Annotated in this window: 16 protein-coding genes; 10 read left to right on the top strand and 6 right to left on the bottom strand. The window is 33.4% G+C overall.

From position 1 onward, the window contains the following. Positions 1-19: 19 nt before the first annotated feature. Entirely contained in the window at positions 20-967 is a 948-nt protein-coding gene (locus Q8S25_RS03345) for an acyl transferase (RefSeq protein ID WP_305534856.1), read from the top strand. A gap of 14 nt (positions 968-981) precedes the next feature. Here Q8S25_RS03345 and Q8S25_RS03340 read toward each other — a convergent pair whose 3' ends face one another. Beyond that, on the bottom strand, positions 982-2109 hold the full coding sequence (locus Q8S25_RS03340) for a glycosyltransferase family 4 protein (protein ID WP_305534854.1): 1128 nt from the start codon (positions 2107-2109) through the stop codon (positions 982-984). A gap of 323 nt (positions 2110-2432) precedes the next feature. Here Q8S25_RS03340 and Q8S25_RS03335 point away from each other — a divergent pair, with 323 nt between their 5' ends. Beyond that, positions 2433-4292: a PAS domain S-box protein gene (locus Q8S25_RS03335; protein ID WP_305534852.1), complete on the top strand. Its 1860-nt coding sequence runs from the start codon at positions 2433-2435 to the stop codon at positions 4290-4292. Here the strand turns inward: Q8S25_RS03335 and Q8S25_RS03330 are convergent. From Q8S25_RS03330 to Q8S25_RS03320, 3 genes are all read right to left on the bottom strand, one after another. After that, positions 4255-4857 (bottom strand): hypothetical protein, encoded by a 603-nt coding sequence (locus Q8S25_RS03330; protein WP_305534850.1) that lies wholly within the window; start codon positions 4855-4857, stop codon positions 4255-4257. The two genes, Q8S25_RS03335 and Q8S25_RS03330, sit on opposite strands and share 38 nt — an antisense overlap. Before the next feature lie 131 nt (positions 4858-4988). Beyond that, complete coding sequence (locus Q8S25_RS03325; protein ID WP_305534848.1) at positions 4989-7376, bottom strand: PAS domain-containing hybrid sensor histidine kinase/response regulator; 2388 nt, start codon at positions 7374-7376, stop codon at positions 4989-4991. Between the two features lie 5 nt (positions 7377-7381). Continuing rightward, entirely contained in the window at positions 7382-8746 is a 1365-nt protein-coding gene (locus Q8S25_RS03320) for a sigma-54 dependent transcriptional regulator (RefSeq protein WP_305534846.1), read from the bottom strand. Positions 8747-8930: 184 nt separating this feature from the next. On the opposite strand from Q8S25_RS03320, the gene Q8S25_RS03315 reads away from it, so the two are divergent. From Q8S25_RS03315 to Q8S25_RS03300, 4 genes are all read left to right on the top strand, one after another. Continuing rightward, on the top strand, positions 8931-10013 hold the full coding sequence (locus Q8S25_RS03315) for a response regulator (protein WP_305534844.1): 1083 nt from the start codon (positions 8931-8933) through the stop codon (positions 10011-10013). A 66-nt stretch (positions 10014-10079) separates the two neighbouring features. Next, a complete protein-coding gene (locus Q8S25_RS03310) occupies positions 10080-10712 on the top strand; it encodes a response regulator transcription factor (RefSeq protein WP_305534842.1) in 633 nt (210 codons plus the stop codon). 226 nt (positions 10713-10938) lie between these two features. Further along, a complete protein-coding gene (locus Q8S25_RS03305) occupies positions 10939-11361 on the top strand; it encodes a two-component system response regulator (RefSeq protein WP_305534840.1) in 423 nt (140 codons plus the stop codon). After that, positions 11343-13160 carry a PAS domain S-box protein gene (locus tag Q8S25_RS03300; protein ID WP_305534838.1) on the top strand — a complete coding sequence of 606 codons (1818 nt, stop codon included), beginning with the start codon at positions 11343-11345 and terminating at the stop codon, positions 13158-13160. Before Q8S25_RS03305 ends, Q8S25_RS03300 begins: the two co-directional genes overlap by 19 nt. Here the strand turns inward: Q8S25_RS03300 and Q8S25_RS03295 are convergent. Together Q8S25_RS03295 and Q8S25_RS03290 are read right to left on the bottom strand one after the other, a co-directional pair. Continuing rightward, complete coding sequence (locus tag Q8S25_RS03295; protein WP_305534836.1) at positions 13157-14083, bottom strand: DMT family transporter; 927 nt, start codon at positions 14081-14083, stop codon at positions 13157-13159. The two genes, Q8S25_RS03300 and Q8S25_RS03295, sit on opposite strands and share 4 nt — an antisense overlap. 2 nt (positions 14084-14085) lie before the next feature. Further along, positions 14086-14895, bottom strand: a complete 810-nt coding sequence (locus Q8S25_RS03290; RefSeq protein ID WP_305534834.1) for a 2,3,4,5-tetrahydropyridine-2,6-dicarboxylate N-succinyltransferase — start codon at positions 14893-14895, stop codon at positions 14086-14088. Positions 14896-14986: 91 nt separating this feature from the next. Here Q8S25_RS03290 and Q8S25_RS03285 point away from each other — a divergent pair, with 91 nt between their 5' ends. From Q8S25_RS03285 to miaA, 4 genes are read left to right on the top strand one after another with little or no spacing between them, the layout of a single operon-like run. After that, positions 14987-15973 carry a glycosyltransferase family 9 protein gene (locus Q8S25_RS03285; RefSeq protein WP_305534832.1) on the top strand — a complete coding sequence of 329 codons (987 nt, stop codon included), beginning with the start codon at positions 14987-14989 and terminating at the stop codon, positions 15971-15973. 23 nt (positions 15974-15996) lie between these two features. Beyond that, a complete protein-coding gene (locus Q8S25_RS03280) occupies positions 15997-17415 on the top strand; it encodes a CCA tRNA nucleotidyltransferase (RefSeq protein WP_305534830.1) in 1419 nt (472 codons plus the stop codon). Positions 17416-17452: 37 nt separating this feature from the next. Continuing rightward, positions 17453-18031: a hypothetical protein gene (locus tag Q8S25_RS03275; RefSeq protein ID WP_305534828.1), complete on the top strand. Its 579-nt coding sequence runs from the start codon at positions 17453-17455 to the stop codon at positions 18029-18031. Next, the gene (miaA, locus tag Q8S25_RS03270) at positions 18021-18926 is read left to right on the top strand and encodes a tRNA (adenosine(37)-N6)-dimethylallyltransferase MiaA (protein ID WP_305534826.1); all 906 of its coding nucleotides are present in this window, start codon (positions 18021-18023) and stop codon (positions 18924-18926) included. The genes Q8S25_RS03275 and miaA overlap by 11 nt, the downstream gene beginning before the upstream one ends. Positions 18927-18934 lie beyond the last annotated feature (8 nt).

The following is an 18934-nucleotide window of genomic DNA, read 5'->3' as shown; positions in this document are numbered from 1 at the left end:
TATTAACAATATTTTTTCTGTGAATGAATCCAGTTTTGATGATTTATGCAATACTGTTTTTCAATTTCAGTACCAATACAACCCAATTTACCACAAATGGGTCGACCTCATTGATTCATTGCCAACTAAACGAAAGATACCACAAAACATACCGGCGTTGCCTATTTCATTTTTCAAAGAGCAGCGGGTGACAACAGGAAATTGGCAAGAGCAGAAAGTTTTTGAAAGCAGTGGAACAACAGGAATGGTAACCAGCAGGCATTATTTGGCCGATTTAGCCATCTACGAGCAGGCCTTTATTCAAGGATTTGAGCGTCAATATGGTTCAATTCAAAACTGGTGTGTATTGGCATTGTTGCCTGCCTATTTAGAAAGAGAAAATTCTTCCTTGGTATATATGGCCAATAAAATGATTGCAATGAGTAATCATGCAGAAAGTGGTTTTTATTTGTACAATTACGCTGAATTGGCGTCTAAGTTAACTGAATTGGAATTACTAGGTCAGCCCACTTTATTGTTGGGGGTCACATTTGCATTACTTGATTTTTCAGCGCAGTTTCCTTTACAATTAAAACATACAGTGGTTATGGAAACAGGTGGAATGAAAGGGAGAGGGAGGGAACTGACCCGTCTAGAATTACACAAAACACTTATTGGTAGGTTAGGACTCAAAAATATTCATGCCGAATACGGAATGACCGAATTACTTAGCCAAGCTTATTCTAAAGGTATGGGGAGGTACTATTGTCCACCGTGGATGAAAGTATTTGTTCGAAAAGAAGATGACCCATTTGAGTTATTAACTGAGGGAACAGGGCTTATACAAATTGTTGACCTGGCAAATATTTTCAGCTGCTCTTTTATTGCAACCCAAGATATAGGGAAACTATATGAAGATGGGAGTTTTGAAGTGCTTGGCAGAATGGATCATGCAGACATTCGTGGATGTAGTTTGCTGGTATTATAGATTCAAAAGCTCGGTTATACAATTGTTTGATATACTGCTATTTGTTCTCTGGCAATTTTGTTCCAGGCACAATAATCAATGACCATTTGTCTGGCGTTCATTTTTTTTCTATTCCATTGAACTGAATCAATATCGTTCATGCTTTCTATAAAAGTTTGAGTAAGTGCTTCTACAGAATTTTCTTTTAAGGTATAGCCAGCATTGGCATTTTTGATTAGTTCTGCAAAATAAGTTTCATTAGAAACAATGGAAGGGATAGACATAGAAGCGCTTTCTAACACTACAAAAGGGGAGTAGTCTAGTCTGGAAGGCCTTACCATGATATCAATTTTACTGAGCTGTTCAAATTTCAGTGCACCATAAACCATTGGCTTTACAAATACATATTTATGTAGCCCTAATTTTTTGATTGATTTCAAAATGGTGTTTCTGTCTTTGCCATTTCCCATAATCCAGAGGACAGCGTTATTACTATTTGTTTTTTTAAATATGGAAAATGCGTTTAGTAAAATATCAATACCCATATTAATCATATTTAGCTCTCCATAGAAGCAATAAATAATTTCATCATGTTTCATGATTTTAGGGGCAATATTAATATTGTTGTCAATTAATCCATTCGGTATTATATATGACTTTTGTAAGTCGAATGGGCAACAAGCTAAAAGCTCTTTTCTTTCGAACTCACTAACAAAATGAATAGCACTAGCCCAATTAATAATATTTGTGTCAAAATTTTCGAAATGTTTGCGTTTTAAAAAGCTTGCAGATTTTAATGTATTGGTATTATATCTACCGTGAGGTGACAATATGAATGGACAATTGTTTTTATGAAGATGAAATATGATTGGGTAAAAAATTGGAATAATTCCTCCATGAACATGAATGATTGTGCCAGGCTTAATTAAACTGATGGCTTTCTTCATATTGTCTATGGTATTCCACATAAATAAGCTTGTGCTAAAGCATATGACTTTATACGGCTTTTGTTGTAATTGATCTAAAGTGCCCGAACCAATTCCCCAAACCTGAACAGTATGCCCCAATTTTATTTGCTCTGTTGCTAATTGGTTAGCAATGTCTACCAACTGGTTTATTTTTTCTTTTGCTTTTCGTGCAAAAACCATATGTATTATTTCCATAAGAAATTCTGCATTTATTTATTCCAGAATGAAAATACAGTATATTTAAATTATACAACGAATTACCTATGAAGTGGCGTGAACTAACTTCCAGTTCTATATTTTTCGCTTATTTTTTACTACTGATAGGCCAATTTTTATATTGGCTAGGTAGAATTTTTTCCATCCACAATATCAAGTGGTTCATATTGAAAGTCATTATTTACGCTTACTTGATACTATGGCTTTATAATTATATTAAAACCTGGTTAGGTACTTTAAAACAATTTGGCTAATTTATAGTACGAGTATTTTGAGTTATACTAATAAATTAAAGAAGTAAGATGCGTTATCCTTATAGTGTTGAAAGAAGATTGTTAGACCAAATTTCTTCTAACGACCATTTTGTTTTCACAACAGATCTAGAGGCAAATATTACATTTTGTAATGACGCTTTTCAAAGGATTTATCAAATAGTTGGTGAATCAGTAGTTGGAGTGAATATTGACTCATTAATTAACTCAGTTGATGCCGGGCTAATTAAAGATGCTATACATCAGGCTTTGCTAACAAAGTCTACTGGTTCAATAAATTTAAAATTAAAACACCCTGGAGTAAATACTACAGAATCTTGCATACAGTATGAATTTACTGTAGTAAATGATCGTAGGTCTTACCCTGTTGCTTTTTTACTAGTTGGTAAATCTGCTGCTGCTTCTACTGTTCAGTTTAATACTTCCTCGGCAATAAGTGCAGGTGGAACTGGAATCTCAGGTCAAAATAGAGAATGGTTTCGTGAAATAGCAGACTATATGAAGGAGATGATGTGGATGAGCGATCACCAACATCAAATCAATTTTGTTAACAAAGCCTGGCTAAAGTTTAGAGGAGTTTCTTTAGAAAATGAATCTGGCAAAGGGTGGATGGATGGTATTTATTCGGAGGATAAATACAAAGTAACAGAGGAGCAAAATACAGCATATCATACAAAATCAGATTATACAATCCAGTTTAGGTATAGAAAATTTGATGCAACGTATAGATGGGTAGAAATGCAAGGCAGTCCTATGTATTCTCATTTAGGAGATTTTGTTGGTTATGCTGGTACGCTGCAAGATGTAACCAATATGAAAGAGTTACAATTGCAATTGAATAGGCAAAAAGAGATGTTGGATGTATCTAAAGTTGAATTTGCAAAGTTCACTAAAATTGCTCAAAGGATTAATGTGGTAATTATTTTATGTGATCCTGGATATAGGATTACTTGGGTAAATGACAGCTTTGTGAAATTAACAGGCTTCCCCTTACGAGAGGTTAATGGTAAAGAGCCAATTGCTATTTTGTCGGGTTCTGACACCGCTGCTGATTCATTGGATAAATTAAAAAAAGCGATTGAGCAGGGGAAAAGCTTAAGAACTGAAATTGTGTTCTATGCTAAAAACGGGAACAAGATTTGGTTGGATTTAAAAATGGAAACTTTGTTTGATAAGCAAGGAAATATTATTGGCTATTTGACTATCCAAAATGATATTACTAAAAAGAAAATGACTGAAAAAGATGTTGAAGAGCAAATGGCTCACCTTAAGCAAATTTCAGACATTGCATCTTTTGAGTTAAGGCATGAATTTTCTAAAATCTTACAAATTTTGCAAACTGCCAAGTTTCAACAAAACACGCTGCAGGGGTTTCAACAGATTTTATTGGATATAGAATCCTCAGCAAACACAATGAATCAGGCAATTCTGAAAATTTCCGATGAAGTTAGTTTTGCATCTAATAGTAATATAGCATTAAATAAATTCTTATTAAATCAGGCAATAGAAGAAATAATATTGGTAGATGATGACCATATGATTAATAAACTAAATTCAGTTATTATTAGGAATGTAATTCCAAATATGACTGTAACTGTGTTTGATAATATAGATGATGCCATTGCCTATTTAAAAGGAAATCCAACTTTGAAAAGGAAAATATTTTTAGACTTAAATTTCATGGGAAGAAACGGATGGGACTTTTTAGAAGAATATGAAAAGATGAACCAACCATGGCCAGTTATCATATTGACTTCTTCCATTGATCACAATGATTACGAGAAGTCTAAAAAATATTCTAATGTAACCCATTTTATTACTAAGCCCCTAACAGTACCTCAATTTGAAGAACTTAGCGCATTAGACGAAGCTTCTCCAGTTGGGAACTAATAGATTGTTTCATTAAAACGCCATTATTGGCCGCTTTGGTAGGGTGAAGTGAGTGAAGTATTTCAATAAGTTCAGTTGAATGTTTAAAAAGCATGGCGTTATCTTGGGTGATTGCTTTATTGTAATCTGAAGCATAGGCAACAATGGGCAGTTGCATATACATAGCTTCTATTAGTGATGCAGAATTGTCTTCTTGGTGATGAGAATCTATATATATAAAGCAATTTGTTCTGAGCATATTCAATGTTCTTAATTGAATTTGCGGATCTATCAGTTTAATTAAATAGCTTTTTTGATAACGTTCAAAAAGTGCTTGGCCATATGCGTTTGCTTTCCAATTTCCCACTGCAATAATTGGATATTGATTAAACTTTTCAAAACCATCAAATACAATATGAATGTCATTTTCCGGATCCGGTTCAGTAATCATCAATGCATATTTGCCATATAAGAAAGGAAATAAAGTATGATCCTTTGTTTGAATGATTTCATGATTACAATGATCGCTTAATAATTTATGCGATATTTCCGATAGCTGTTCTTTTATATACACATTTACATTCATCACATTGAATTTAGGTATTCAATTGTATTCTTCCAATTCAGTGCCAATTCAATTTTGAATGTTTTATATTGATTATCAATTATTTAGAATATTTCTATTTGTAAATCAATTCCCATAATTGGAATAAAAATTTATTTTGGGACAAAAGTGTTAGGGTAATCATCCTTTAATTGAGTTAATACTTGTTTTAAAGTTTCATTTACTTCTCTTATATATGTATGAATAGATTGGTCAAATTGATCGGCCATTGCCATTTCTTCTATAAGTTTCACTTTACTTGCTATTGCTTTAATGCCCATACCTCTTAAAGCAGATTTCATTCGATGCGCAGTTTTTTCTACAGTCTTCCACTCATTTTTGGAGGCAGACTTTACTAATAATTCCATATCAGTTGGCATAGTTTTTAAAAATAAGCCCACCATTTTTTGAATAAATTCTTGCTTCCCCTTTCCCATTCCCATAATTAAATCTTCATTATAAAGTTTGTGGTTGAGTGTAACAGCGTTTTCAATTTGGTCATCGTGTATTACGAATGGCATATTGTCTAGAACTTCTAGTATAGCAGTTAATAATTGTTCTTCATGAAATGGTTTACTTAAATAACCATTCATTCCATTGGCTCTGTATTTGATTTCATCTTTTTTAAATGCATTGGCTGTCATTGCTATAATAGGAATATTTTTCTTTGTTAAATCACTCATGCTTCTAATGATAGATGTTGCTTGTATTCCATCTATATATGGCATAGAAATATCCATTAATATTAAATCGTACTGATAATTTGTTACTTTTTCAACTGCTTCTTTTCCATTCATAGCAACACTTACATAAACACCTTTTTCTTCTAAAAGCGACCTTGTGATAAACTGATTCATTTCTACGTCTTCTGCTAAGAGTATTCTACAACCTTTTAATTTTTCATAATTAGGTTTAATAACTGCTGGAGTAAAAACTTTAATATTCTTCTTAATTGGTAGGATGCAACTAAATGTTGAGCCTTTTTGGGGTGTGCTTTCTACGGCAATTCTACCACCCATATTTTCTATTAATTTTTTACAAATTCCTAAGCCTAATCCTGTGCCTCCATACCTTCTTGTAATAGAGCTGTCTGCTTGTTTAAAAGGCTCGAATATTTGATCTATTTGATTTGCTTCTATCCCAATTCCAGCGTCTTTTACTGCAAGTTTGCACCAAATTAAATTTTCCGTTTCCGATATACAGCTAAGTTTAATTGCGACACAACCTTTTTCAGAAAACTTGATGGCATTGCTAATTAGATTATTTAATATTTGTGATATTCTATAAGGGTCTCCCAATACCAATTGATTTTTTTCTATTTCATTTTCAAATTTTAATAATAATTTTTTTTCTTCTGCTTTATATTGAAAGCTTTCTACAATTGTTTGAATTTGATTTTCTAATGAAAATGGAATTTCTTCAAATGCAATTTCACCAGAAGAAATCTTTTCTAAATTCAGAATATCGTTTACTATAACTAATAAATTATTGGCGGCTTCATTAATCATTAAAGCCATTTTTCTTTGTTGTTGGGTTAATTCTGTTTTGTTAATTAAATTTACTACGCCTAAGATTCCATTTAAGGGTGTTCTAATTTCATGGCTAATATTTGCAAGAAATAATTCTTTAGCTTTTGCAATTTCTTCTGTTAATAATTTAGCTTTTTTTAATTTTTCTTCTGTTTTTACTCGTTCAGTAATGTCTGTATTTGACCCAATTATCATATTGAGTTTACCAGTTTCATCTAATATTGGTTTTATATTTCTTAAATAAACTCTCGTTTCACCAATTTCATTTACTTGCTTTTCTTCTATTGTGCCTTCCGCTTTATTTGCTACTACTTGTGTAAATAAATCTTGATAATTATTGATAGTTTTATTAGAAATAATCGAATTACCTTGAACTGGATTATTTTGATTAATCATCCATTCTAAAATGTATTTTCTTAGTTCAGTGTCTTTTACTGCAATTGGATTAAGAAATAAATCTGAGTATTCTGGATCAAGTACAGCAATGTCATTGGGTAGATGATTGAAAAGCTCACTGTACGCTTTTTTTATTTTTTCAAGTTTCTTTTCAACTAATATTTTTTCTGTTGCATTTTTATAATACCAAATATGACCCTGGTATATATTCCCATCTAAAATGGGCATATAATCTCTTTCTAAATAATTTCCATTTTTTAATTCTATGGCATCATTATTTATTTGTACTCTATCACTTAGTATTTCATTTGTTCTTTGTATAAAATAGTATTGATTTTCTAATACTGTTAAATCAATACTGCTATTCAATAGCAAGTCTGTTCCAATTAATTTTTCAATTGGGGTATCAATATTAAAAATGTTACAAAACTCCTTATTAACCGATACAACTAATCCAGATTCATCTTCTATTAAAATGCCTAGATTTATATGATTGGTTATAGTATCAATTAAATTTCCCCCTAAATAGGGGTTAGTTAATTTGTTTTTATCATATGAAGGGCTATTACTTAACATATTTTTTACTTAGAAATTTCACCCTTTTGCATCATTCTGTATAGGGTAGATTTTCCAATATTTAATTTTTTTGAAACCATTATAACATCTTGGTTATACTTGTTTAAAAAAAACTGAATGATTTGTCTTTCATATTCTTTTAGACTTGTTTCCTTATTTAATAGATTGCCAATATGTTCACTGTTATCAATATTAATGTCAGCTGCTAGAATTACTTCTTTTTCTGCCATTACAATCGCTAATTCTATAATTGATTTTAGTTCTCTAATATTACCGGGAAAATCATATTGTTTTAATTTCGAAATAGCTTCTGCACTCAATGTTTTTATTGGCAATCTATTATCGCTACAGAAGCTTTGCATAAAGTGCTTAGCTAAAATAAGATAATCGTTTCCTCTTTCTCTTAATGGGGGTAATTCAATTGTGAGACCTAAAAGCCTATAATACAAGTCTTCTCTAAAAGTTTTATTTTGAACTTCCTTTAATAAATTTTTGTGTGTAGCAACAATGATTCTAACATCTAGTGTTACAGTGGTATTGCCACCAATTCTGGTAATTTCTCTTTCTTGTAATACCCGTAAAATCTTTGCTTGTAAATGCAAATCCATTTCGGCTATTTCATCTAAAAATATTGTTCCTTTATTTGCTTCTTCAAATTTTCCTATCCGTTTACCATTTGCCCCTGTAAATGCTCCTTTCTCGTAGCCAAATAGTTCACTCTCTAACAAATCTGGCGGTATAGCAGCAACATTTAATGCAACAAATGGATATTTATGTTTACTCGAATTGTAGTGTATGGCTTTGGCTACCATTTCTTTGCCAGTTCCTGTTTCACCAGTAATTGAAACAGTGATATTTGTTTTTGCGGCTTTTTCTATTAGTTTAAATACGGAATTAATTGCTTCACTTTGTCCTATGATGACTTTAGAAAAATCGAAATTTTTTTTGAGTGCATCTTTCAATGTTTCTACCTCTTTTTTGAGACCTTTTATTTCTTGTAAGTGAAGCAAGACATTCCAAAGTCGATCTTTTGTATCTTCATCTTTTACCAAATAATCAAATGCACCTGATTTCAATAATTCTACTGCAGTACTTATTTGATCTTGACCAGAAATAATGATGACTTCAATATCGGCATTGAATTCTTTTATTTTTTTTAATACTTTACTACCATCTGCATCTCCCTCTGCTAATGTATAGTCAAGTGTAACTACATCTGGTTGTTCATGTATTTTTTGGAAAAATGACTTTTCAGTTTCAAACCTTTGAACTTGATAGTCTGGGTTTAAAGACAGATAGTGCTCAAGCATGGTACCATACCAGAGATCGTCTTCTAAAATGAAGATTTTTAGCGGTTTTGAAGGCTTCATTGGATTTTTTTAAAGCATTACAATTTAATGATATTTTCTGCCGAATAATTGATTTTAATCCCAAAAGGGGAATATTCGTCCCAAAAATGGCCTATTCTGGGATGGTCTATTTATGCAAGTCGTTGATTTTTAGTTTGTTAAATAGATGGCATTGTTTTTACATTAGTCTTATAAATAATTGGTGATGGAAGCTCAAGTATCAACATTTACTGTTTTACCTTCTTTTGTTAGTTTGTCTGCTTTATTGGAAGCCATTTACAATAAGCTGCCAGACATGATTTTTATTTTCAATGTTAAAGAAAGGAGATTTGTTTTGAGAAACCCCGCTTTAGATGATATGTTGGGTTTTGAGCACCTAAAAGATCAAGAAATCAATTGTATTTCACTTAGGTCACTCATTCATTCCGAAGATTGGAAACCCTTACAAAATGCTATGCAACAGTTGGAGAGTCTAGAAAAGCAAAATGTAGAAATAGAATGTAGGTGTTTAGATAAGTTTCAACAATACCAGTATTTTAATGCCAGGTTATCGGTATTTGAGAAGTTGGGTAATGAAGTTGTTCATTTAATTGGAATTGCTCAAAATATTTCTGAGAGAAAGAAAATTGAGCAACAAAGTCAGTTATTCAAAAATCGTTTGCAAGAACTTTCGTTTATTACCTCTCATGAAATGCGCCATGAATATGCCAAAATACAGTCAATTGTTAATTTGATGGACAATAAGTTTATTTCGGATACTGAAAGAGTTGAATTGATAGGGGAAGCCAAAAAGTCTATTCAATTAATCAATTCTTCCATTTTTAAATTAAATCATAAACTTTCTTTTAATCAACAAGATGAATTTTTTAACATGAATAAAGAAGCAGAAAAATTCAGCAAAATATTAATGATAGACGACGATGTGCTAACGAATGTGTTGAATAGGAAAATTGTTCAAGCTTTAATGCCCGAAATGCCTGTAGAGGTTTACATAGACATAGATGATGCTTTAGCTGATATCAGAAATATGGGTAAAATGCATCAAACCCTCATTTTTTTAGACATTAATTTCCCTGGAAGGGGTGGCTGGGAGTTTTTAGATGATTATGCAACCATTTCTGAGGCATCTAATGTAATTGTACTTTCCTCTTCCATAGATAATCGGGATAGAGAGAAAGCAAGAAGCTATACTTCAGTAATAGATTATGTTACTAAACCGCTTTCCTTTGATTTTGTCAAGTCCTTTTTTGCGGATTTGGAATCGGCAAAGCTTGATAATCAGTTATAGTTCATATTAATCTGTTTCCTTATCTTTAATATTATAATTGGTGTGCAAAGCTGTAAGTAATAAAATATGCGAATACTCATTGCTGATGATCATGGTTTAATTAGAGAAGGATTAAAGAAGATTCTGCTTGAGTCACTTCCTGAAGCCGAAGTACATGATGTGTCTGATTCTGCGGAATTATTTAAAAAATCAATCAAGGAAAAATGGGATATTATTATTTCAGATATTAGTATGCCTGGATTTTCTGGTATTGAAATTCTTAAACAAATTAAGACGCATGTACCAAATACTCCTGTTTTAATGTTGAGTATGCATTCGCCAGAACAATACGCAGTTAGGGCTATAAAAGCGGGAGCTTCTGGTTATTTAACCAAAGAGAGCGCTCCTTATGAGTTAGTTACCGCTGTTCAGCAAATCCTAAGCGGAAGAAAGTATATTACTAATAGGGTAGCCGAAGTGCTAGCCAGTTCTTTAGAAACAGATACCACAAAATTACCCCATGAAAACTTGTCGGATAGGGAGTTTGAAGTGTTAAAAAAGTTGGTTGAAGGAAAATCCGTATCAGAAATAAGTGAAATGCTATCGTTGAACATTAATACTATCAGTACTTACCGCGCTCGAATTTTAGATAAAATGGGATTAAAGAGCAATGCCGATCTAATTCGATACGCCATTGAACATAAGATTTCTGAATTGTAGTGATATCACTACAGACTGTCGTGTAATCACCCCTTTTTTTGTTAAATGCAACTACAAGTGAAGTTATTCAGTTGAATTAGTTTTGTTATTTGAAACACTTCTGTGTTGATTTTAAAATTCAAATTCCTGAAAAACCAATTGTAGTGTCCGCACTACAAAAGCTTTGTAGGCTTGCCCTACAAAGCTTTCTTTTTTTGATGATTAAATTTGGATAAGTATACATGATATGACTTCAGCAAGTTTAAACATATTAATTATAGAAGATGCAGATATTATAGTTCATCAACTTCGGATTCTCTTATCTGATAAAAATTCATCGTATAATATTAGATCAGCGAATTCAGCAGAACTTGGGTTGGAACTAGTTGATAAGTCTTTTCCTGATGTGTTTATTTTAGATATTAAGTTACCAGGTATTAGTGGAATAGATTTATTGAATAAAATTAAACAGGACTATCCGTTAGCAAGTCCTTTGATAATTATTTTGACCAATATGCCCCATGCAATTTATAAACACGCATGTTTAAGCAAAGGGGCAAATTTTTTTTTAGATAAATCAAGAGATTTTTTGGTATTACCAGAAATTCTTGATTCCTATTTTTTTAAGTTTAACCCCCCAAACTCTAGTTTATGCAATTCCCCTTTATAATTGATAAAGATTTGAAAAGTGCCAACGCATTTTCAGATGATTTTTTATTAGCAACAGATTTGGATGGTAATATTACATTCTGCCATGAATTGTTTGTTAAATCATATCAATTAAAGGGGACGAAGGTGAAGGGGCTGTCTATTGATTCAATTTTAAATAGTGCAGAAGCTGGCTTATTCAAAAATGCATTACTGAAATGTGCAAAGAATAAACTCCATACCGAGAAGTTGAAATTTAAGAAACCAGGTAGTGAATTTGATTTGTACGAATGTTTTATGAATGGCGTTTGTAATAGTAAAGGTGTTGTAATAGGAGTAGTTTTAAAAGATCATTTGATTAAACAAACATCAAATCATTTGACCAATACGGAGATTAATATTACGAGCGTATGTTTTTCTGAGTTAGCCAATCATATAGCCGATTTAATGTGGGTAACAGATAAACACCATCAGTTAATTTTTGCGAATACTGCTTGGTTGAATTTTAGAGGTGTTTTGTTAGAGGAAGAAATGGATAATGGTTGGTTGCAGCATGTACATCCTGAAGATAAAGAGCAGGTATTACAGGAGAGAAGGCAGGCATTTGTAATTCAACAACCCTATTCAATCACTTTTCGATTTAAAAAACATGATGGCTCTTATAGGTGGATGAATATGAAAGGGAATCCAATTTATACCGATGCCGGAATTTTTAAAGGGTATGCTGGAACTGCTTTAGATATTACGCCAGTTAAAGAAGCTCAAATTCAAATTAGAAGGCAACAAGAGTTGATGGAAAGTACTAAAATTGAATTTGGGAAGTTCACTAAGATTGCACAAAAAATTGGTAGTATTATTATCATGTGCAATAGCGATAACAGAATAACTTGGGTAAACGATGCATTTGTAAAAACAACTGGATATACTTTAAAAGAAGTCTGCGGTAAAACGCCGGGTAGCTTTCTAAAAGGGGCAGAAACAAGTAAAGAAACGCTAGATAGAATTAGAAAAGTGATAGAGTTGGGAAAAGGTATTAGAACAGAGATATTGTATTACACCAAATCAGGTGCTAGAATATGGCTCGATTTAATGATTGAAACACTATTTGATAAAGAAGGAGCTGTTACAGGGTATATTACCATTCAAAAAGACATCACGCTCAAAAAAATTTCAGAAAAAGAAGTTTTAGAACAAATGAGTCATCTTAAAAAAATCTCTTTTATAACTTCTCACGAATTGCGACATGAGTTTTCTAAAATTTTACAATTACTACAAACAGCTAAATTTCAGGACCATAATGTAGCCACTTATTCCCAAATATTTACTGATATTGAGCACTCTGCTAATTTGATGAACGATGCAATTTTCAAGCTAAACGATCAAATTAATTTTGCTTCATCAAATAGTATTTCATTAAATAAATATTTGCTAAATCAAGCAATTGAGGAAATATGTTTAGTAGACGACGATCATTTAGTAAATAAATTAAATGAGCTTATTATTAGAAACGTAATGCCTAGTATGCCAGTGCATACATTTGATCATGTAGATACTGCATTGGAGTATGTAAAAGAGAATCCAAACACAAAGAGAAAAATTTTCTTGGATCTTAATTTTTCGGGAAGGTCGGGATGGGATTTTTTGCACGAGTATGAAAAATTAGGACAACCATGGCCAGTAGTAGTATTAACTTCTTCAATAGACCATGTAGATTACGAACGATCAAAGAAATTTTTAAACGTTACGCATTTCATTACTAAGCCACTAACGATTGAGCAATTTGAAAGATTAAGTGAAATGGAAAATGTATTGGTACATTAATTGATTGGTCTGGTTGTTTGCCATCCAATTAGTACTACGCCTATAATGACCAAGAATGTGCCTACTATTTGTTCCATTAAAATGGGCTCATTTAAAAAAATGGCTGCTTGAATAATAGTTGATACCGGACCTATACTAGTTATAATTGAAGCGTTATTGCTGCCTATCTTTTTCATGCCACTGCTCATTAGAAAAGAAGGGATAACCGTTGCAATGATTGCCAAAGCAATACTATACCACCAAAGTTGGCTAGACATATTTACTTTTTCCCATTGTGCTTGTGTTATGAAATGGATAAATACTCCAGCAGTTGCAGCAAGCATAGCATAAGCAGTATACCTAGTAGCACCCACTTTCACAACCATTTTTCCTGTTCCAACCAAATAAAATGAATAAGTTACAGCACATAAAAAAACCATGAATGATCCAAAATAGAAATGTTCATTGTGTTGAATTGTACCTAATTCTGCGTAATAAGCAATGCCAATTCCTGTATAAGTAATTGCGAGTGCAAAAAGTTGAATTTTTGAAATAGTGCTTTTAAAAACCCACGTATTCAACAATACAGCAAATGTGGGGTACAAAAATAAAATTAAGCGTTCTAATCCAGCAGAAATATATTGTAAGCCTATGAAATCGAATAAGCTACTTATGTAGTAACCCAACACCCCTAAAGTAATAATCCAAAACCAATCTTTTTTACTAAGTGGAATGGCAGATTCTTTTTTACCTGAAAACCACGCGACTACTAAATAAAATGGGAGTGCCAATAGCATTCGTAAACTTAGCAGCGTTAATGCATCTACACCTGTATTACGAAAAGCCAATTTTACCCAAATGGCTTTGGTTGAAAATAAAATAGCTCCGCCAATGCTTAGTAAAAAGCCACTTAAAAACAAGGATGAGCGTTTGGACCCATTCATTGTTAAACACTTACATTAAAGTCTCTGAGCGCGTCGTTTAAACTGGTTTTTAAATCGGTGCTTGGCTTGCGTTGTCCAATGATTAAGGCGCAACTAACCTGGTATTCTCCGGCATTAAACTTTTTGGTATAGCTGCCTGGTATTACTACACTACGAGCAGGAACTCGACCTTTCATTTCAATAGGCTCTGATCCGCTCACATCTATGATTTTGGTAGATTGTGTTAATACTACGTTTGCTCCTAATACGGCTTCTTTTTCTACAATTACTCCTTCCACAACAATACAACGGCTACCAATAAAACAACCATCTTCAATAATTACCGGGCTAGCTTGTAAAGGCTCTAGTACGCCACCAATTCCAACACCTCCGCTTAAATGAACGTTTTTACCTATTTGAGCGCAGCTTCCAACAGTAGCCCAAGTGTCTACCATGGTACCCTCGTCTACATAAGCACCAATATTTACATAACTAGGCATCAAAACAACATTTTTGGCAATATAAGCCCCGTACCTAGCTGTGGCAGGTGGAACTGCTCTAACACCCAATTCTTTATAATTGGTTTTTAAAAGCATCTTATCGTAAAACTCAAACGGGGGCATTTCCCAGGTTTGCATTTGTTGTATTCCAAAATATAGTAGGATTGCTTTTTTAACCCATTCATTCACTACCCATCCGTTTGCTTCAGGGCTTGCTACCCTTAGTTGACCCTTATCAACAGCTTCAATTACCTGTTTTACTGCATCAATATACTTTGCTTCCTTTAAAAGATCTCTATTATTCCATGCTTCTAACACTAATTCTTGCGACATATTTTAAATTTTAGCAAAAGTACAATATTTACCTTTTTTAATTGAATGAGAATGATTTAATGCATATCCTTAGTTTTGTTGAATGCAAAGGATGCTGATAATTCAAACGGCTTTTATAGGGGATGTGGTTTTAGCAAGCGCAATGTTAGAATCCTTGCATCAAGCCTATCCAACTGTTGAATTAGATATTTTAGTTCGTAAGGGAAACGAATCTTTATTTATTGGGCATCCCTATTTGCATAACACCTTGGTTTGGAATAAGCAAAAAGATAAATACAGGCATCTCTGGCAATTGCTGACTCAAATTAGAAAGAACCAATATGATGCGGTTATTAATTTGCAACGATATGCTGCAACCGGTTTTTTAACAGCTTTTTCAGGTGCAAAAGAAAAAATCGGGTTTGATAAAAATCCACTCAGTTCATTATTTACAAAAGTGATACATCACCAGATGGCTAGCAGTACTGGATTGCATGAAATTGAGCGAAATCAGTTGTTATTACATTGGCCAGAGACCAAACTTTCTTTGCCAAAATTGTATCCAGCGGAAAGCGATATCCATTTTGTTGAACAATTTAAAACTGGGAAATATATTTGTTTTGCACCTTCTTCTGTTTGGATGACCAAGCAGTTTCCTCCTGAAAAATGGATTGCTTTTTTGCAACAGTTACCTCCTAATATTCAAGTTTATGCATTGGGTGGCCCAAGCGATTATGCTTTATGTCAAGATATAATTGACCAAAGCGGTCATAAGCAATCTGTTAATTTAGCTGGCAAATGCAATTTTTTGCAATCAGCTGCATTAATGAAAGATGCATTAATGAATTATGTGAATGATTCAGCACCTATGCATTTTTGTTCTTCGGTTAATGCGCCTGTTACTGCTATTTACTGCTCTACTATTCCTGGGTTTGGATATGGTCCGTTGAGTACAAAAAGTTTTATCGTTCAAATTAATCGGGACCTTGCTTGTAGACCCTGTGGCTTACATGGAAAAAATCAATGTCCTGAGGGGCATTTTGATTGTGGATATAAAATTGAAATTGCGCAATTAATGCGTTGCTTGCCCGCTTCATAATAAACAATCTTACATTTGTAGCAATGACCATTCAGTTTAGCGATAAGGAAGAGGCAATATTTAAACAAATAGGGGCAGTAGCCGATAAAATGAATATGCCCTGCTATTTAATTGGCGGTTTTGTAAGAGATAAAATCATAGGACGAAATACCAAAGACGCAGATATTGTTTGTTTAGGAGATGGCATTGAGCTTGCTCATGCCTATGCCAATGAATTAAGTCCAAAACCCATTGTAGCGTATTTTAAAAATTTTGGAACAGCTCAAATAAAATTGGATGAATTCGAAATTGAATTTGTAGGAGCTAGAAAAGAGAGTTACCAGCAAGAAAGCAGAAAACCCCAGGTTGAACAGGGTACATTAGCCGATGATCAAAACAGAAGAGATTTTACCATCAATGCTTTAGCAGTTGGTTTAAATAAAGCACAATTTGGCCAACTATTGGATCCATTTAACGGTATTCAAGCAATTGAAGATAAAAGAATTCAAACGCCATTAGAACCAGTGCAAACTTTTAGTGACGACCCCTTGCGTATGTTGAGAGCTATCCGATTTGCAGCTCAATTAAATTTTGTAATTGAGGAAAATACGTTTAAGGCAATAGGGGAGAACGTACATCGAATGAAAATAGTAAGTCAGGAAAGAATAACCGATGAGTTAAATAAAATCATGCTATGTTCAAAGCCATCTATTGGGTGGGATTTGCTGTATAAATCTGGTTTGCTGAAGTTGATTTTTCCTCAAATGGTAGACTTGCATGGGGCCGTATATATTGACGGGAAGGGGCATAAAGATAATTTTTACCATACCCTTCAAGTATTAGATAATATTGTGCCAAATACCCAAAACCTTTGGCTTAGGTGGGCTGCATTGTTACATGATATTGGCAAGCCGGCTACAAAAAAATTTGAAGAAGGGCATGGCTGGACTTTTCATGGACATGAAGTGGTGGGTGCTAGGATGGTGCCCAAAATATTCTCGAAGTTGAAATTACCATTGCATGAGCCTATGAAATATGTTCAAAAACTGGTTCTATTGCATTTACGTCCTATTAGCTTAACCAAAGAAAATATAACTGATAGTGCAGTAAGAAGGCTGCTGTTTGATGCTGGGGAAGATATTGACGATTTAATGACTTTATGTGCTGCTGATATTACGAGTAAGAATAAACAAAAAGTGAATCGGTATTTGCAGAATTTTGAAATGGTTAAAGAGCGAATGCAAGCCGTTGAAACCCAAGACCAATTGAGGAATTGGCAGCCACCTATTAGTGGAGAATTAATTATGGAAGTATTTGGTCTTACCCCAGGAAGAAATGTTGGGATAATTAAAGATGCTATACGAGAAGCCATATTGGATGGAATTATTCCGAACCAATATGAATTGGCATATCAATATATGTTAGAAAAAGGGGTAGAATTGAATCTAAAACCCGTTAAATAATCGCTATTTTGCATCTCAATCATTAAATCTTGGAGGGATGGCTGTTTTAAAGTTCAGAATATATTTAGAAGAGGACGACGCGGTTTATCGCGATATTGTTATTAAGCATAACCAATTCTTTTTAGACTTGCATTTTGCTATTTTGAAGTCGTTTGAATTTGATTCTAAGCATCAAGCCACTTTTTTCAGAAGCAATGATAACTGGTTGCGTGGAAGGGAAATTAGTTGTGAAAAATACGATAAGCCTTATAAGGTAGATCCATTGTTAATGGCTGAAACTACTATTGGCTCAGAAATACAAGACGTAAATCAAAAATTCATTTACGAATACGATTTTGCAAAAGGATGGGTCTTTTTAGTAGCACTAATCAGCGTAAATAAGGAGGCCAACCCTAAATTAACTTATCCAGCTGTTTCAAGAGTGGAAGGTATTGGCCCTCAGCAATATGGTACAAAAAGTTTACTGGGCGATAAGTTTGCCGACATTGAAGAGAAATACGATTTAAATGAAGCGTCAGATGGATTTGGTGAGGAAGGGGAAGAAGCTCCAAGTGAAGCAGACGGGGACGATGATGGCATAGGTGGTGAAGAACAAAGAGACGATTTTGAAGATTAATCCTACTATTTATATTCTTGCAGGCCCCACCGCAGTGGGCAAAACTGCTGTGTCCATAGCATTAGCTAAAGCACTCAATACCGAAATTATTTCTGCGGATTCAAGACAATGTTTTACCGAATTATCAATAGGTGTTGCAAGGCCAAGTGAAGCTGAATTAGCTGCTGTAGAACATTATTTTATTGCAGATCATTCTGTTGAAACAGATATTAATGCAGGTTATTTTGAAAAATTTGCATTAGACAAAACAGAACAGGTTTTTACTCAAAAAAATCAGTTGGTTATGGTAGGTGGAACTGGTTTGTATATTCGCGCTTTTTGTGATGGGATTGATCCTATGCCAGAAATACCCGCGTGGATCAGAGAATTTGTTGTATCTAACTATCAGTTAAAGGGATTAATTTGGTTACAATCTGAATTGAAACATAAAGATCCTGCATTTTGGAAAATTGCCGAACAGTCTAATCCGCAAAGATTGATGCGTGCTTTAGAAGTGTTTTATGCTACTCGTCATTCTATTCTCCATTTTAGAACTGCTCAAAAAAAACAAAGGCCTTTTAGTATTATTAAAATTGGATTAGAAATGCCAATGGATCAATTGACTAATCGAATTAATTTGCGAGTAGACCAGATGATTCAAGATGGATTAATTGAAGAAGTACAATCAGTGCTTCAATATAGAAATAAGCCTGCTTTGCAAACTGTTGGATATAAAGAAGTATTTGATTATTTAGATGGAAATATTTCGAAAGAACAAGCTATACTACAAATTAAACACCATACACGCCAATATGCCAAACGCCAAATGACTTGGTTTAAAAAAGACCCTGAATTCAAATGGATCAATATGGCCGAACACTCTATAGAAGAAGCGATACAGAAAATTTTAGGATAAAAATATTG

It is taken from the genome of Sediminibacterium sp., assembly GCF_030695065.1.
Taxonomy (GTDB): domain Bacteria; phylum Bacteroidota; class Bacteroidia; order Chitinophagales; family Chitinophagaceae; genus Sediminibacterium.
This window is presented reverse-complemented; position numbering and strand designations above follow the sequence as displayed.

What these genes read in the sequence shown, in the direction of transcription:
- Q8S25_RS03340 (WP_305534854.1), bottom strand. Translation starts at nt 2,109, where the DNA reads ATGGAAATAATACATATGGTTTTTGCACGAAAAGCAAAAGAAAAAATA.
- Q8S25_RS03335 (WP_305534852.1), top strand. Translation starts at nt 2,433, where the DNA reads ATGCGTTATCCTTATAGTGTTGAAAGAAGATTGTTAGACCAAATTTCT.
- Q8S25_RS03330 (WP_305534850.1), bottom strand. Translation starts at nt 4,857, where the DNA reads ATGAATGTAAATGTGTATATAAAAGAACAGCTATCGGAAATATCGCAT.
- Q8S25_RS03325 (WP_305534848.1), bottom strand. Translation starts at nt 7,376, where the DNA reads ATGTTAAGTAATAGCCCTTCATATGATAAAAACAAATTAACTAACCCC.
- Q8S25_RS03320 (WP_305534846.1), bottom strand. Translation starts at nt 8,746, where the DNA reads ATGAAGCCTTCAAAACCGCTAAAAATCTTCATTTTAGAAGACGATCTC.
- Q8S25_RS03315 (WP_305534844.1), top strand. Translation starts at nt 8,931, where the DNA reads ATGGAAGCTCAAGTATCAACATTTACTGTTTTACCTTCTTTTGTTAGT.
- Q8S25_RS03310 (WP_305534842.1), top strand. Translation starts at nt 10,080, where the DNA reads ATGCGAATACTCATTGCTGATGATCATGGTTTAATTAGAGAAGGATTA.
- Q8S25_RS03305 (WP_305534840.1), top strand. Translation starts at nt 10,939, where the DNA reads ATGACTTCAGCAAGTTTAAACATATTAATTATAGAAGATGCAGATATT.
- Q8S25_RS03300 (WP_305534838.1), top strand. Translation starts at nt 11,343, where the DNA reads ATGCAATTCCCCTTTATAATTGATAAAGATTTGAAAAGTGCCAACGCA.
- Q8S25_RS03295 (WP_305534836.1), bottom strand. Translation starts at nt 14,083, where the DNA reads ATGAATGGGTCCAAACGCTCATCCTTGTTTTTAAGTGGCTTTTTACTA.
- Q8S25_RS03290 (WP_305534834.1), bottom strand. Translation starts at nt 14,895, where the DNA reads ATGTCGCAAGAATTAGTGTTAGAAGCATGGAATAATAGAGATCTTTTA.
- Q8S25_RS03285 (WP_305534832.1), top strand. Translation starts at nt 14,987, where the DNA reads ATGCTGATAATTCAAACGGCTTTTATAGGGGATGTGGTTTTAGCAAGC.
- Q8S25_RS03280 (WP_305534830.1), top strand. Translation starts at nt 15,997, where the DNA reads ATGACCATTCAGTTTAGCGATAAGGAAGAGGCAATATTTAAACAAATA.
- Q8S25_RS03275 (WP_305534828.1), top strand. Translation starts at nt 17,453, where the DNA reads ATGGCTGTTTTAAAGTTCAGAATATATTTAGAAGAGGACGACGCGGTT.